This window comes from Ruminococcus sp. NATIVEDY160 (assembly GCF_045819885.1).
Classification (GTDB): Bacteria; Bacillota; Clostridia; order Oscillospirales; family Acutalibacteraceae; genus Ruminococcoides.
The window spans coordinates 716,576-732,200 of sequence record NZ_CP162391.1; the positions used below are offsets into that span (position 1 = coordinate 716,576).

Below are 15,625 nucleotides of genomic sequence, written 5' to 3' on the forward strand. Positions count from 1 at the left end.
ATGAAAAACGATTTTGATACTGTTAAAGACAGATTTGCTTCCGACGGCGTTAACGCGCCCGACGATATCAATGAGGATATGGTTCTCGGTCAGCTCGAGGGAGTCGAGCCGGTCAAGGTTAAAAAGAAAAAGACAGGCATGGTTCTCGGTATTACCTCGGCTGCGGTGGCGAGCGTTGCGGTGATTACCGCGGGCGCGTTCCTCGCGACGAATATTTTCTTCAGCCGCGTTCAGGTCGGCACGCCCGTATCGGTCAGCGGCACCGCTAAGCTCATGCAGTTCAACACGCGCGACGAGGTGAAAAAGGCAGTCGGCAACGCGAAGAAATTTCAGAATAATATCAACAGCGGCGAGAGATATAACGTTCTCGACGGCGATGTACTTGAGTACGGCGAAAAGGTATTTTCGGCAGGCTCGGCAAACGGTTCAGCGGCAGGTTCAGCGTCAGGCTTGTCGGGCAGTTCTTCGTCGCACAACTCGACCTATGTTCAGCACACGGGCGTTGACGAGGCGGATAACGTCAAGACCGACAGCGAGTATATCTACTATCTTGCGCCGACCTCAAACGGAATGAAGCATCAGATACAGATCTACCGCGCGGCGCAGAAGGATACCGAGATGATATCAGCTGTTACGGAATTGAACGACAGCAATTTCCGCGAGTTTTATGTAAACGGCGACCGTCTTGTTGTTCTTTCGGAGGTGTACTATTCCGATTCCTCAACCGAAGCGTCGGTATATGATATCTCGGACAGAAGCAAGCCCAAGCTGCTCGATTCCTTCTGCCAGAGCGGCAATTACGTTTCCTCGCGCATGATCGGCGACACTCTCTATTTGGTGTCCGATTACTATGCGTACAATGATGACGATTTGCCCGAAACCCGCAACAAAAACGCCACTCCCGACGAGGTGCCCGTCAACTGCACATATTCCGTTGAAACGCCTGCCGACAGCCGCTTTCTCGTAGTAAGCAGCGTCGATACGCAAAACGGCGCAAAGGCTCTGAGCACCAAGTCGATTCTGGGTTCGGCAGACGACGTTTACTGCAATCAGGATTACCTCTATGTCAACGCGACAGAGTACGAAACGCAGGATTACAACAGAGTTATCAACAGCTTTGCTTCCTACTACACACCGACAAATGTCAGAACCCAGATTGTAAAATTCAGTCTCAACGACAACCTCGACGCCGTGGCGAGCTGCTACGTCAAGGGTGAGATAAACAACCAGTACTCACTCGACGAGTACAACGGAAATCTCCGTGTAGCCACCACGTCGATCAACGAAAACAACTCATTTGAGGTCAACAACCTCTATGTGCTTGATTCGGGGCTCAATCAGATCGGCGCGGTCGAGGGCTTTGCCAAGGACGAGAGCATCAAGGCAGTCCGCTACATGGGCGACACCGCCTACGTCATTACCTACGAGGAAACCGACCCGCTGTTCGTGATTGACCTGTCCACTCCGTCCGACCCGCAGATCCTCGGCGAGGTCAAGATCAGCGGTTTCTCAACCATGCTCGTTCCGATTGATGAGAACACAGTCCTCGGCATCGGCTATAATACCGACAACGTGTACTACACCGATATGGAGGTTCAGGACGGCATAAAAATCGTCACCTTTGACGTCAGCGACAAGACAAACCCGAAGGTTCTGGACACGAAGGTTTTCAAGGGCTATTACTCAGAGGTGCAGAACAATCCCAAGGCGCTTCTCGTCAATACCGAGAGAAACGACTTCACGATCCCGTTCTCCTGCTACGGCGACGGATACAGTAACTACGACAGCTATTCGGGAGTAATTAATTTCAGAATCTCGGACGGAAAGATCGATATTGTCGACGAGTACCGCTCGGACGTATTTGTAAGCAGTGAAAACGGCAGCGCCGAGGTCAGCCGCTGCGTCTATGTCGGGAACACCATATATATGCTCGGCAATGTATGGGAGTATGATTACTACATCAAGAATAATACGGACGACGTATACCGAACCTCTATTGACTGGGTCGATTATAAATAGTATAATAAAAGGAGCCAACCGTATGATTGGCTCCTTGATTTTATAATTTACAGCTTGAAATCCTCGATGGAATATGTACCTCTCAGGGTAACGCTGCGCGGAACGCGCATAAGCGGGTCATAGCTGAACGCTCTGCACCTGCCGTCCTGAATACGCTTTGACTTTTTGCAGCCTATAATTCCGTTTTCGAAATAAGAATTTTCGCAGTAAGAGCAGTCGGGTGCGATATTTCTGCCGAACAGCTTGTTTTTCATTCTAAATCACCTCTGCAATTAATAGTGTATCACAAGCAGGCATAAGTTTCAAGTAGAATTTTGGAGGGAATACCGTTGAATTTTAACTCAGCCACCATGCGTCTAAATAACGCAGATACAGTGCCTTATCTCACTTATAATTCTTTATCGGAAATAAAATTCATCAACCATGCTTTTTCGACCCGTCTCGGCGGCGTGTCTGAGGGTGAGTTCACCTCGATGAACATGGCGTTCAACCGCGGCGATAACCCCGACGCGGTGACCGAGAACTACCGCCGTATCTGTGAGAGCGCGGGCTTTGAGTTCGATAGCCTGACCGCTTCCGCTCAGGATCACCACACCTTCGTCCGTGCCGTTACGCGCGAAAACCGCGGCGTTGGCATTTACAGGCCGCGCGATATGGAGAGCGTTGACGCGATCATGACTAACGAGAAGGGCGTGACCATCGTGACCTACTACGCCGACTGCACGCCGCTGTTCTTTGTCGATACGGAAAACAAGGCTATCGCTCTGGCTCACGCGGGCTGGCGCGGCACTGTCGGCAGGATCGGAGAGAAGGTCGTTAAGGAGATGGGCGAGCGCTACGGCACAAAGCCCGAAAACATCACAGCCGCCATAGGCCCCGCGATTTCCGTTTGCTGTTACGAGGTGGATTTGCCGTGTGCGGAGCACTTCCTCGCGCTTACGGATCTGAAACCCGAAAAATTTGTATTTCCGAAGGAAGGCGGCAAGTTCATGATCGACCTGCTCGAGACCAACCGTCAGATTCTCGTCGCGGCAGGCGTGAAGAACGAGAACATCACGATTTCCGACCTCTGCACAAACTGCAACAGCGAGCTTCTCTGGAGCCACCGAGCCACAAAGGGACGCCGCGGTACGATGTCTGCCTTTATGTGCTTAAAGTGATTTCGAAAACCACACGTCCTTAACCGCGAACTCCCTGCCATTCAGATAGCTGAGCGAGCCTGAGTCCTCGGTGAAATTGAAAATTAATTTATAGCTGTAAAGCGCCTGATAGGGGAAGCCCTCGGGCGCTTTTTTGCGTCCGTATTTGCTGTCGCCGACCAGAGGGTGCCCGATGCTCGCCATATGCGCGCGTATCTGGTGGGTTCTGCCGGTCAGCAGTTCGATCTCGACAAGGCTGTATTTGCCGTCGAAGGACAGGACGCGGTACTTTGTGCGTATCTCCTTGGAGCCTTCGACCTCGGTTTTGTGCACCGTGACCTTGTTTTTACTCTCGTTTTTCGTCAGGTATCCGCGAAGGATATCGCTGTCCTTGCCGGGCTTGCCGTAAACAAGGCAGAGGTAGTATTTCTCGATCTCCCTTGTTTTCATCTTTTGGTTCAGTATCCTCAGAGCCTCGGCGTTTTTCGCGGCGATGACAATACCGCCCGTGTTGCGGTCAATGCGGTTGACGAGCGCAGGTGAGAACGCTTTTTCTTCCTCGGGGTCGTACTCGCCCTTTTCGTATAAATAGTGCTGCACGCGGCTGACGAGCGAATCAAAGTGATAGCTCTTGTCCTGGTGGGCGATAAGTCCGGGCTTTTTGTCGAGCAAAAGGAGGTTTTCGTCCTCGTAAACTATTTCGAGCTTTGTCGGTGCTTTCATGAATTCATAGTGCTTTTCCTTGCCCGCTTCAAAGAACTCGTCCTTTATATAGAAGGTCAGCACGTCGCCTTCTCGCAGAATATCGTCGATGGCGCATTTTTTGCCGTTGCGCTTGACGCACTTTTTGCGGATATACATATACATCATCGCCTTCGGCATAGTGCGGAAGCGTTTTTGCAGGAACTTGTCAAGCCGTTGTCCCGAGTCGTTTTTGCCGATTGTCAGTTCTCTCATAATAATCACCACCTCTATCATACTGTAAAAACACTCAAATTTCAAGCACACATTAGGATGCGGCGTATAAAATGGTAGAGGGTGATACAGTGAGATGCAGAAAACAAAAGGTCCGCACCTGCCTATGGTTCGGACTCGGACTGCTCGTCGCGTCTGTGCTGCCGACAGAATGGGTGCTGTGCGTGGCGGCAGCCGCGCTGGTTCTCGTCAGTTTATCATGTGCTCGGAGGTAATCATGAAAGTTGTACTTATCGAAAATCCTAAATTCTTCGCGGGGTTGCTCAGAATGCTGTTCGGAATAAAAAAGGAGAAGCAGACTATCGGCTGATTCTACAGTAATATTCAACAAATTCAAGCGTAATCAGATGTGCATTGTGACAAAAACTTTGCGCATCTGATTTTTTTATTGAACTTTTCAGCAAAAGCATTTATAATTAAAATGGTAATTTATGTTGCGAATTATCGAGCAGTATTTAGGAGGTAATTAACATGAGAAACGCAAAAAAACTGATCAGTATCCTGCTTGTCGCAGCTCTGCTGATCACAACAGTCGCGACCGCGGCATTCACCGTCAGCGCAGCGGGAGGCACACTCAGCTCGCACTACCAGACCAACCCCTCGGGCAAGGTAGGCAAGGCGGGCAGCATCACCATTGACGGCGATCTTTCCGATTGGACGGAGGACATGCTCGTCGCTACCAGCGCTGCATGGGACTGCGCCAACCACTGGAAGGGCTCGCATGAGAACTGTCTTATCGACGCTTACGCTCTGTTTGCAAGCTGGGACAGCTCAAACCTTTACATCGGCATGCAGTATGTCAACACCACAGACACATGGCAGAACCCCGGCGACGCGTCCCTGATGGACGGCGGCAAAATCGGCGATCTTCACCTCGTTCTCGCTCTCAGCGTAAATCCCTCTTCAACGGGGCTTACCGGTAAGGTTACTGACGGCAAGTACATCTGGGGCGATCAGATCGACTACAGCGGCACCCATGTTGACCATCTGTTCTACATGAGCGCGAAGCCCGGCGCCGGCGTTCCCGGTCACTTCACCGTAGCGGACGCCGCGGGCAACACAGACTACACCACTCACTGCGGCAGCTACAAGACCGAGGGCATCGAGTACAAGATGGCTGACGGCAATGCCTGCAGCTCTATCTGGGGCCTCAACAATTCCGATTCACCCGACGACGTATTCTCTGACAGCTCAGACTGGGTTGATTACAAGACCTACAAGGGCAGCAAGGGCGTTCACAACACAAAGCACGACAGCTTCTATGAGATCAAGATTCCCTTCACGGCTCTGGGCATCACCGCAAGTCAGCTCACTTCCAACGGCATCGGCGCTATGACTCTCTGCGGCAGAGGCGAATCAGCTCTCGACTGCTGCCCTTTCGATCCTTCAATGATCGACAACGTAAAGGGCGATTACGGCAACGACCCCAGTACTTCTCACGAGAAGGACGACCTTGACGCACTCACAGTACCCCTCGCGAGCATCGGCAAGGGCGGCGTTACACCTACACCCCAGCCTACAACGGCTCCCGTAACGACTCCTCAGCCCACCACAGCTCCCGTAACAACTCCTCAGCCCACAACAGACCCCGTATCGGACAAGACTGTTGTTAACGCTACCTCTAACATCTGCGGCAGCGGCAATATTACGGCGACAGGCAGCACCGTTACCGTTACATATAACCTTCAGTCCGCGATGGATCTCGTTAACGGTCAGTGGAACCTGAAATACGACACCTCAAAGCTCAGACTCAAGACGGCTGCTTCGAAGCTGATGCCCAATATCAGCGGCAGCTCAAATATCTATAACGATGTCGCTTACGGCACCTTCTCCGAAGTCAGCGATCCCTATGATTTCAAGACCTCAAAGGCGTTTGTCCAGGCTGAATTTGAAGTAATCGGCAAGGGCACCGCGAACGTAGCTCTCGATGTACAGGAGCTTTCCGTCGGCTATTTCAGCGGCAGCACACTTAAATTCGAAAACGCGGTCAAAAACAGCCAGAAACAGAATATTTCTTCCATCTCCGGCTTCAGCTCCAACAATGTCACCGGTACGACCTCCGTTATCAACGGTTCTCCATCTGTTGACACAAAGCTCACTGTAAACGCGACCTCGAATTTCTTCCCGGCATCAAGCACCACCGTCAACCAGACGGGTACAAAGGTTACGGTTCAGTATCTCTTCCAGTCCACCCACGACATGCTAAACTCAGAGTGGACTCTGACATATGATTCCTCAAAGCTCAGCTACAATAGCTCTGCGACAGGCAGCATTATGCCCAACGCGAGCGGTGTGGTTGCGTCCGAGCCCAGCAAGGGCAGAATCAAGGGCTCAAGCTCCAGCACGCTCCCGTGTGAGTTCACCACGGAAAAACCGTTTGTTAAGGTGACCTTTGACGTGCTCGACACAGGCACCGCGACTGTTAACCTCAATGTTGCGATCCTCGGTCTTGTCAACGATAAAGGCGACCAGGGTTATCTCGTCGACGGCGGCAGCGTCAAGAACCTCAAGTCCCAGTCGGGCTTCTCAAATCTCAGCTATTCCACAAATACTAAATTCGGCGATATCTCTGCACAGGCTATCAAAGTCAAAACAACCTCTAACTATTTCCCCGAAGCCACGAGATCTCTTACCGACTCCTCTCAGATCACAGTTGCCTTCAAGCTCCAGTCTTTCTACGAGCTGATCAACTCGGAGTGGGAACTCAGCTACGATCCCGCAAAGCTCAGCTTCAATAAGGCGGATCTCAAGAAGCTTCAGCCCAACCTCACCGGTGCAGTTGCTCTCGAAACCACAACAGGTCTTATCAAGGGCAACTTCTCAAATCTCAGCTGTGACAACTTCTACAGAGAGAAGGATTTCGTAACAGTGACCTTCGATATTATCGGTACAGGCGAAACTACCGTCAATATGAACCTTAAGTATCTCGGCGTTGTCAATGAGGAGAATAAGGAAGGTTTTGTTATCGAAAAGGGCAAAGACACAAATCTGAAGTCCAAGACAGGCTTCAGCAAGAACTCCACATACGGTGTTTCTGCTGTTATGCCTAACGGAAACAAGGATCGCATCAAGGGAGACACTAACTTCGACGGCACGGTTGACATCAGCGATGCCACCTATATTCAGAAGCACGTGGCGGAGTACGTTCTCTTCAACAACAATCAGCTTGCGGTTGCAGATGTTACAAGCGACGGCAAGGTAGACATTGCTGACGCGACTCAGGTTCAGAGAATGGCTGCAAACTAAAATTCAATATTTATTCAGACGGCTGACCTTTTGCGGGTCAGCCGTTTTTCTGTCATAAAGCGTTTTGCTCTCTCATATACTGTTACCAACAAAGCAAAAGGAGAGAGAAAACATGGAATATCCTACGGAGAGCCGGTTCCTTCGCGCGCCCGCGGCAGTCCTCGATACCGTTGCCGAGCAGCTCGCGGACGTTGACCTGACGCTGCCCGATTACTGTCCCGATATTGAAAAAATTCTCAAGTGCACCCTGATCCCCAAGCTGCAGTCGAAGTCCCTTTCGGGCGGACAGCTAAGGGTTGACGGAAGCTGCGTGGTCAATGTTCTTTACGTTGAGAGCACGGGAAAAACTATCCGCTGCTGCGAACAGAGCGTGAGCTTCTCACAGAGCTTCTCGCTGCGGGAAACGCCCGAGAACTACGTCGTCCTCACAAAAACCAAGCCCGAGTACATAAACTGCCGGGCGCTCAGTCCGCGCAGACTTGTGATACACGGGGCATTTTCGATGTACGCCAAGGTGCTTTCTGTCGGGCAGAGCGAAATCTTCACCCCGCCCGAGGGACTTGAGGCGCTCATAAAGCCTATGGACTGCGCCGATCTTACCGCACTGTGTCAGGAGCAGTTTACCGTCAGCGAGGAGATCTCGGCCGCCGACAAGCCGCCAGTTGAGTCCGTACTGCATTCGTCGGTCACTGCGGGAATCAACGATGTCAAGGCGGTAAAGGATAAGCTGATGGTCGGCGGTGAGCTGAACCTGAGAATGTTCTACCTCTGCGACGTCGAAACGGGCGAAACCGCGAAGCTGGACTACGTCCTGCCGTTCAACCAGATTCTCGATTGCGACGGCGTTGACGAGAATACCCGCAACCTGCTCTGCTGCGAGGTCATGTCCTACGACGTCCGCCTGAAAAACGATATTATGAGCGAGAAGCCCGTCATCGCGCTTGACGTAAAGCTCTGCCTTACCGAACAGGGATATGTGATGCGCGAGGAAAAGTTAGTTTGCGACGCGTTTTCAGTAGAATACGCCTCAGCGCCGCGCTTTGATAACCTCAAGACCGTCACCGAGCTGCTGCCTGTTTCCGAGAGCTTTATGGAGAAGCTCTCGATTTGTGTGGACAGCGGAAAAATCGGCAAGATCCTCGACATCTATGCAGACAGCCTCACCCTCAACGCTGCTCCCGCCGACGGACGGCTCTCCGTCAGCGGCAAGGTCAATCTCTGCATGCTCGCCCTCGACGGCGATGATTTCCCGATGTTCGTCGAGCGCAGCTGCGACTTCTCGCACACGCTTTCCTCGTCCGAGGGCTGCGACAGCCTGTGCTTCGGCAGAGTGCGCGCATCGGGACTCAGCTTCCGCCTCGCCGACGACAGCACCGCCGAGATTAGAGTTGAGCTTAAGGTCACGGGCGGCGCGATGAAGAACGAGTGCACCCGCGTTGTGACTGACGTAGAGGTGTTTGAGGATCAGCCTCTATCGTCGGGTGACTGCGCCCTGACGCTGTATTTTGCCGACAGCGGCGAAAATCTCTGGAGCATTTCCAAGGCGCACAATACGCGGCTTGAACCGCTGATGCGCGAGAATAACCTTGAGGAAATCGATCTCGACAGCCCTCAGATGCTGTTGATTCCGAAGCTGTAAGGAGGCAAAGCGATGGAAGAGAGAAACGTTTACAGAGATATTTCGCAGCGCACCGACGGCGACGTCTACATCGGCGTTGTCGGCCCTGTCCGCACGGGAAAGTCGACCTTTATCAAGAGATTCATGGATTCGCTCGTCCTGCCGAATATCCGCGACGAGAATATCTACCGCCGCGCGGTTGACGAGCTGCCGCAGTCGTCCGCGGGCAGGACGATAATGACGACAGAGCCTAAGTTTATCCCCGAGGAGTCCGTTGAGATCGATCTCGGCGACAACGCGGCGTTCCGCGTCCGAATGATCGACTGCGTCGGCTATCTTGTGCCGTCCGCTCTGGGACAAAGTGAGGAGGATTCGCCGCGCATGGTGAAAACTCCGTGGTCAGAGGAGGAGATCCCGTTTGAAGAGGCGGCGGAAATCGGCACAAAAAAGGTGATCACCGACCATTCCACAATCGGGCTTGTTATCACCGCAGACGGTTCCTTCGGCGAGATTCCGCGCGAGGACTACGAGGATAGCGAGCGGCGTGTGGTTGAGGAGCTTCAGGCGATAAACAAGCCGTTTATTCTTCTGCTCAACTCCGCCAATCCCGACGGAGAACGTGCGAAGGCGCTCTCGGAAGAGCTTTCCGCGCGTTATCAGGTGCCTGTACTGCCTGTCAGCTGCATGGAGCTGAGTGAAAACGAGATAAAGCGCGTCCTCGCGCAGCTGCTCTTTGAGTTCCCGATGAAGGAGATACAGGTCGATATCCCTTGCTGGCTGATTTCGCTCGAAAAGGATCACTGGCTCAAGTCATCTGTGTTCGAGTGCATTCGCTCCGCCGCTCAGGGTATGGAAAAAATCCGCGAAATACAGGATATGCTCTCAAAGATCTCAGACTGCGGCCATATTTCAGAGGCGAAGCTCGATTCGCTCGATCTGGGAACGGGAAGCGCGCGTATTTCCGTTTCACTGAAACCCGAGCTGTTCTACAAGGTGCTTTCCGAACAGACCGGACTTGAGGTTTCCGACGAGCGTGATCTGATGGAGAGTATGGAGCGCTTGTCGGAAAAGCAGCGCGAATACGACAAAATCGCTCAGGCATACGAGCAGGTCAAGGAGACCGGCTACGGAATCGTTATGCCGACGATCGACGAGCTGTCCCTTGACGAGCCGCAGATCATCAAGCAGAGCGGCAAGTACGGCATACGTCTTAAGGCGAGCGCGCCGTCTATTCACCTGATGCGCATTGAAACACAGACGGAGGTAACGCCGATTGTCGGCTCGGAGCAGCAGAGCGAGGAGCTTGTGTCATATCTGCTCAAGGAATTCGAGGAAAGTCCCGAGAAAATCTGGGAGAGCAATATCTTCGGCAAGTCCGTCCACGAGCTGGTCAACGAAGGTCTGCACAACAAGCTGAGCCGTATGCCGTCAGACGCGCGGCGGAAGATAGGGGAGACGATTGAGAAAATCATCAACGACGGCTGCAACGGACTGATTTGTATTATTATTTAGAAACCATTTTATCTACAATGCCAAGGCTGATGCTTTGGCATTTTTTTTGCATTATTTGGTAAGCTGAATTGATTTTTATATAAATCGACGAAAAACATGTCGGCGCTGATTTGTTATTGAAAAAAATGCTGAATTAAAGTATAATATCAATGTATGCAAATTCACATTTTGGAGGTTGTTTTATGGTACTTAACGGTATTGGGTTAACGCAGTTTGCCGCGACCGAGCTGTCGCTCGCCGAAAAGGGTATCGCCTCGGCAAAGGTTATTCTCACAGGCTTTGTGGTGGTATTCTCGGTTTTGCTCCTGCTCATCGGCGTAATCAAGCTGTACAGCTTTATCGTCGGAAAGGCGCAGGGCTCGGGCGGAAGTAAAAAGAAGAAAAAGGAACAAACGCCTCCCGAAAAGAAAAAAGTCACGGCTGAGATTTCCAAGCCTGCTGAGGTGAAACAGGCGCTTCCTGCCGAGGAAGGCATTCCCGAAGAGGTTGTCGCCGTTATTGCGGCTGCTGTCGCGACGATGTACGGCAAATCGGGCAGGGCAAAAATCAAAAGCATCAAAAAAGCCGGCGGCAGATCCGCGTGGGCAAACGCGGGTGTATTAGACAATACCCGCCCGTTTTAAGGCTTGGAAAGGTTCGGTTTAGTTTATGGAAATATTAACAGGTTTTCTTGACGCCATCAGGGGCATTTACGAAAGCTCAGGATTGGTTAGTCTCGGTTGGCAGAATTACGTAATGATCGGCATTTCGTGCTTTCTGCTCTATCTCGCAATCAAAAAGCAGTATGAACCGCTTCTGCTGCTTCCCATCGCTTTCGGTATGCTGCTCGTCAATCTCTATCCCGAGATCATGGCGGCTCCGCACATCAGTCTGGTAGAAATCCAGAGCGCGAACGACCCTGCCGCGACAGGTCACGTCGTTCAGGAAATAGGCGGAAAGATTTACTACGAGAACCCCACCTACGGCGGTCTTCTCTACTATCTCTACCAGGGCGTAAAGCTCGGTATCTATCCACCGCTCATCTTCCTCGGCATCGGCTGTATGACCGACTTCGGTCCGCTGATCGCCAACCCCAAGAGCCTTATCCTCGGCGCTGCGGCTCAGATCGGTATCTTCATCACCTTCACAGGCGCGATTTTCCTCGGCTTTACCGAAGCTGAGGCGGGCGCTATCGGCATTATCGGCGGCGCTGACGGTCCGACCGCGATTTATGTTACCACAAAGCTCGCTCCGCATCTGCTCGGTTCGATCGCGATTGCGGCGTATTCCTACATGGCGCTTGTTCCCATCATTCAGCCGCCTATCATGAAGCTCCTCACCACAAAGAAGGAGAGAGGCGTTGTGATGGAGCAGCTCCGTCCCGTATCAAAGCTCGAGAAGATCCTTTTCCCGATCATCGTTGTAATCCTGATTGCGATATTCCTGCCCGACGCCGCTCCTCTTGTAGGTATGCTGATGCTCGGCAATCTGTTCAAGGAATCCGGCGTGGTTGAGAGAATCGCAAAGGCCGCTCAGAACGAGCTGATGAATATTATCACTATCTTCCTCGGCACAACAGTCGGCGCGACTGCTTCGGGCGCGAACTTCCTCAAGCTCGATACCCTCAAGATTATCGCTCTCGGTCTGATTGCATTCTGTATGGGCACAGCCTTCGGCGTTCTCTTCGGCAAGATCATGTACAAGTTAACAGGCGGCAAGATCAATCCTCTTATCGGTTCCGCAGGTGTTTCCGCTGTTCCAATGGCCGCGCGTGTATCGCAGAAGGTCGGCCAGCAGGAGAATCCCGGAAACTTCCTGCTTATGCACGCAATGGGTCCGAATGTTGCGGGCGTTATCGGTTCGGCGGTAGCCGCAGGCGTACTGCTGAATGTTGTCGGATAAATAAAAAATCTAAAGGAAGCCTCTGCTTCCTTTATTTTTCTGCTAATAGATTGAAATAATTCTTTTATGGAAACATAATCCCGATTATATGATATATAATTCTAAGGTGTAATATTATGCGATAAGATTCTTTACGCAGAAGGAGACAGGAAATGCCAAAAAATATAACCATTCAAAAGATTTTAGGCGTACTCCTGCACAGAATTCGTTTTATCGTGATTGTTGCGTTGGCAGCGGGTTTACTGACATTCCTCTATACATATTTCTTTATCACCCCGCAGTACACCTCGTCAACCATGATATTTGTGCAGAACTACAACAAAAAAGAAGTTACGGACGATACTGCCGACAAGGCTGATACAGAATCCTCGAGAACCTCTGATTCAAACTCGAGCAACAACGAAGTCGCTCAGAAGATCTTTAACTCAGATATCAGCGGTTCCTCTACTCTGGCGAAAATCTGCGTCACCCTGTTCCAGAACTCCGACAAGATCACCACTCTGTACAACGGCTGCAGTGTCAGCTTTTCAACGGTGGAAGGAACCTTCTATATCAACGTAAACGTGACGGGAGATGATCCCGAGAAGTGTGCCAATGTAGCAAATCAGATTTCCGATATGTGCAATGAGGTTTTCCACGATAACTTCATGTACGGTCAGCTTGGTATAATCCGCACCGCCAAGGCTCCTTCATCGCCGATTTCGCCGAACAAGATGAGAAATACACTCATCGGCTTTGCGGTCGGACTTGTGGCTGCCTGCCTGATCTCGGTTCTGCTTGAGCTGATTGACACCACCATCAAGTCAGACGAGGATCTCTCGGAAATCTACAAGATTCCTGTATTCGCTGAGATTCCCGATTTTAACACGGGAGGTAAGTAAGCATGGCTCTGAAGATTAAACTGAAAAAACCGGATAAACAAAAGACCGAAAAGAACTATAACTCCGCTGATGCTATTTCAGAGAAGAGCAAATTCGCGATAGTTGAGTCCTACAAAAGCGCCCGTTCCAATATCATGTTCTCTCTCTCCGCAGAGGATCAGAAGGTTTTCGCTGTAACAAGCTACGCGAAGGGCGAGGGTAAAAGTACCGTTTCGGCAAATCTCGCGATTTCCTTCTCAAAGATGGAACGCAGGGTTTTGCTGGTTGACTGTGATCTGCGCCGTCCGAACCTGCACAATATCTTTAAGGTAGAGAATACGGTAGGACTTTCGAACATAATTGGTAAAATGGCGGATTTTGAGGACGCCGTAAAGCACGATGTTCTTCCTAATCTCGATATTTTGCCCTCCGGCACGATTCCGCCCAACCCGTCCGAGCTGCTCTGTTCTCCCGGCTTTGAGAAGCTGGTTAAGGGTCTGATTGATGAGTACGATTACATTATCTTCGATACTCCGCCTATCGGTGTTGTCGCCGATGCCCTTCTGCTCAAGGACAGGGTCGCGGGCTATGTTGTCGTTCTCCGCGAACGCTCCACCACCCACGGCGATATCCAGAAGATGCTCGAGAGCATCAAGCTTGCCGACACAAAAATCCTCGGGTTCATCAAGGTCGGCTGCACCCAGAATAAGAAAAGCGCCGGCAGAGGTTACTATTACTATCAGTACTATTAACCGCACGAATGGTACAGCTTCCGAAAAACTGAATAATATTATAATAACAATTTCAACAGACTCACTAAGCAATCGCGAGGTGAGCCTGTTTTTTATTAATAAAACTGACGAATTTGCAGGATTTGTAAAAAAGACTTGCATTTTCAGTGCCGTTGTATTAGAATATATAAGGTTACAAAAAGAACATTTGCGTAAGGAGATATGGGAAATGGAATACTTTAAGTGCAGCTCCGAGGAGCTGGAAAAGGAATACGCCGCTCTTAAAAAGCGCTATAAGGACGAAAAAGGCAAGGGTCTTTCGCTCAATATGGCAAGAGGAAAGCCCGGCAAGGAGCAGCTTGACCTTTCGCTGAAAATGCTCGACGTGATGAACAGCAAGTCTGATTTCATCGGCGAAGACGGCATGGACTGCAGAAACTACGGTATCTTTCACGGTATCGACGAGTGCCGCAAGCTCTTCGGCGAGATTCTCGGCGTGCCCTCAAACAGCGTTATGGTCGGCGGCAACTCCAGCCTGAACATGATGTTCGACACGATTTCCTGCATGATGACAAAGCCGATTGTCGAGGGCTGCAAGCCCTGGTATGAGGTTCCCGACAGAAAGTTCCTCTGTCCGGTTCCCGGCTACGACAGACATTTCGGTATCACCCAGTACTATGGCTTTGAGATGATTCCCGTTCCCATGAACGAGAACGGCCCCGACATGGACATCGTTGAGCGTCTTGTTTCGAACGACGAGAGCATCAAGGGTATCTGGTGCGTGCCGAAATACTCAAACCCCAACGGCATTACCTACAGCGACGAGACCGTAAGACGTTTCGCATCCCTCAAGCCCGCGGCGAAGGATTTCCGCATTATGTGGGATAACGCCTACTGCATTCACGATATCACCGACACACCCGACAAGCTGCTCAATATTGTTGACGAGTGCAGAAAGACAGGCAACGTTGACCTGCCGGTTCTGTTCTGCTCGACGTCTAAAATCACCTTCCCGGGCGCGGGTGTCGCTGCAATGGCGGCTTCCTCGAACAACATGAAGGTGTTTGCGGCGCGTTACAACTACGAGATCATCAGCTATGATAAGCTCAACATGCTCCGTCACGTCAAGTTCTTCGGCGACTTTAACGGTGTTCTTAAGCATATGGAAAAGCATAAGGCTATCCTAAAGCCCAAGTTTGACATCGTGCTCAATACGCTTGACAAGGAGCTCAAGCCAACAGGCACCGCGAACTGGACCAACCCCAACGGCGGCTACTTCGTAAGCGTAGACGTCATGGAGGGCACCGCGAAGCGCGTTGTACACCTCTGCCGCGACGCGGGCGTAGTTCTCACCGGAGCGGGCGCGACATATCCGCTCGGCAACGACCCTCACGACAGCAATATCCGCATAGCGCCTACCTTCCCGCCCAACAACGAGCTGGAGCAGGCCATGGATATTTTCTGCACCTGCGCGAAGCTCGCGGCGTGCGAGAAGCTGCTCGGCAAAATCTGATAAGTTAGTTTTTATGACCCGGCAGGAGCGATTCTGCCGGGTTTTCCTTTTGGAGCCGATAGATTCGGGTGTTATTCAGCGCGTTTTGTACAAATCGGCGGAGTATAAGGGCGGATAAATTTTATGTTACA

At 51.4% G+C, this 15,625-nt stretch carries 14 protein-coding genes; 12 read left to right on the forward strand and 2 right to left on the reverse strand.

From position 1 onward, the window contains the following. Positions 1–2,019, forward strand: coding sequence for a beta-propeller domain-containing protein (locus AB1I49_RS03440; protein WP_407721372.1), 2,019 nt, complete (start codon positions 1–3; stop codon positions 2,017–2,019). Positions 2,020–2,066: 47 nt separating this feature from the next. Here AB1I49_RS03440 and AB1I49_RS03445 read toward each other — a convergent pair whose 3' ends face one another. Next, the gene (locus tag AB1I49_RS03445; protein ID WP_186834174.1) at positions 2,067–2,273 is read right to left on the reverse strand and encodes a hypothetical protein; all 207 of its coding nucleotides are present in this window, start codon (positions 2,271–2,273) and stop codon (positions 2,067–2,069) included. Positions 2,274–2,348: 75 nt separating this feature from the next. On the opposite strand from AB1I49_RS03445, the gene pgeF reads away from it, so the two are divergent. Then, positions 2,349–3,179, forward strand: a complete 831-nt coding sequence (gene pgeF, locus AB1I49_RS03450) for a peptidoglycan editing factor PgeF (protein WP_316609445.1) — start codon at positions 2,349–2,351, stop codon at positions 3,177–3,179. On the opposite strand, the gene AB1I49_RS03455 is transcribed toward pgeF, so the two are convergent. Then, positions 3,171–4,115: an RluA family pseudouridine synthase gene (locus tag AB1I49_RS03455; RefSeq protein ID WP_201428928.1), complete on the reverse strand. Its 945-nt coding sequence runs from the start codon at positions 4,113–4,115 to the stop codon at positions 3,171–3,173. The two genes, pgeF and AB1I49_RS03455, sit on opposite strands and share 9 nt — an antisense overlap. A gap of 89 nt (positions 4,116–4,204) precedes the next feature. On the opposite strand from AB1I49_RS03455, the gene AB1I49_RS03460 reads away from it, so the two are divergent. From AB1I49_RS03460 to AB1I49_RS03505, 10 genes are all read left to right on the forward strand, one after another. After that, positions 4,205–4,348 carry a hypothetical protein gene (locus tag AB1I49_RS03460; RefSeq protein ID WP_201428927.1) on the forward strand — a complete coding sequence of 48 codons (144 nt, stop codon included), beginning with the start codon at positions 4,205–4,207 and terminating at the stop codon, positions 4,346–4,348. A gap of 2 nt (positions 4,349–4,350) precedes the next feature. Continuing rightward, positions 4,351–4,443 carry a stage V sporulation protein SpoVM gene (spoVM, locus tag AB1I49_RS03465; RefSeq protein ID WP_186834171.1) on the forward strand — a complete coding sequence of 31 codons (93 nt, stop codon included), beginning with the start codon at positions 4,351–4,353 and terminating at the stop codon, positions 4,441–4,443. A gap of 161 nt (positions 4,444–4,604) precedes the next feature. Next, positions 4,605–7,379: a dockerin type I domain-containing protein gene (locus AB1I49_RS03470; protein ID WP_407721373.1), complete on the forward strand. Its 2,775-nt coding sequence runs from the start codon at positions 4,605–4,607 to the stop codon at positions 7,377–7,379. 112 nt (positions 7,380–7,491) lie between these two features. After that, positions 7,492–9,018, forward strand: coding sequence for a DUF3794 and LysM peptidoglycan-binding domain-containing protein (locus tag AB1I49_RS03475; protein WP_407721374.1), 1,527 nt, complete (start codon positions 7,492–7,494; stop codon positions 9,016–9,018). 12 nt (positions 9,019–9,030) lie between these two features. After that, complete coding sequence (gene spoIVA / locus AB1I49_RS03480; RefSeq protein WP_407721375.1) at positions 9,031–10,509, forward strand: stage IV sporulation protein A; 1,479 nt, start codon at positions 9,031–9,033, stop codon at positions 10,507–10,509. Between the two features lie 182 nt (positions 10,510–10,691). Beyond that, positions 10,692–11,132 (forward strand): OadG family transporter subunit, encoded by a 441-nt coding sequence (locus AB1I49_RS03485; RefSeq protein WP_186834167.1) that lies wholly within the window; start codon positions 10,692–10,694, stop codon positions 11,130–11,132. Positions 11,133–11,157: 25 nt separating this feature from the next. Next, on the forward strand, positions 11,158–12,390 hold the full coding sequence (locus tag AB1I49_RS03490; protein WP_186834166.1) for a sodium ion-translocating decarboxylase subunit beta: 1,233 nt from the start codon (positions 11,158–11,160) through the stop codon (positions 12,388–12,390). Positions 12,391–12,542: 152 nt separating this feature from the next. Further along, positions 12,543–13,271: a YveK family protein gene (locus AB1I49_RS03495; protein ID WP_186834165.1), complete on the forward strand. Its 729-nt coding sequence runs from the start codon at positions 12,543–12,545 to the stop codon at positions 13,269–13,271. A 2-nt stretch (positions 13,272–13,273) separates the two neighbouring features. Continuing rightward, the gene (locus AB1I49_RS03500; protein WP_316616903.1) at positions 13,274–14,002 is read left to right on the forward strand and encodes a CpsD/CapB family tyrosine-protein kinase; all 729 of its coding nucleotides are present in this window, start codon (positions 13,274–13,276) and stop codon (positions 14,000–14,002) included. Positions 14,003–14,210: 208 nt separating this feature from the next. After that, positions 14,211–15,494 carry an aspartate aminotransferase type Ic gene (locus AB1I49_RS03505; RefSeq protein WP_186834163.1) on the forward strand — a complete coding sequence of 428 codons (1,284 nt, stop codon included), beginning with the start codon at positions 14,211–14,213 and terminating at the stop codon, positions 15,492–15,494. Positions 15,495–15,625: the final 131 nt, after the last annotated feature.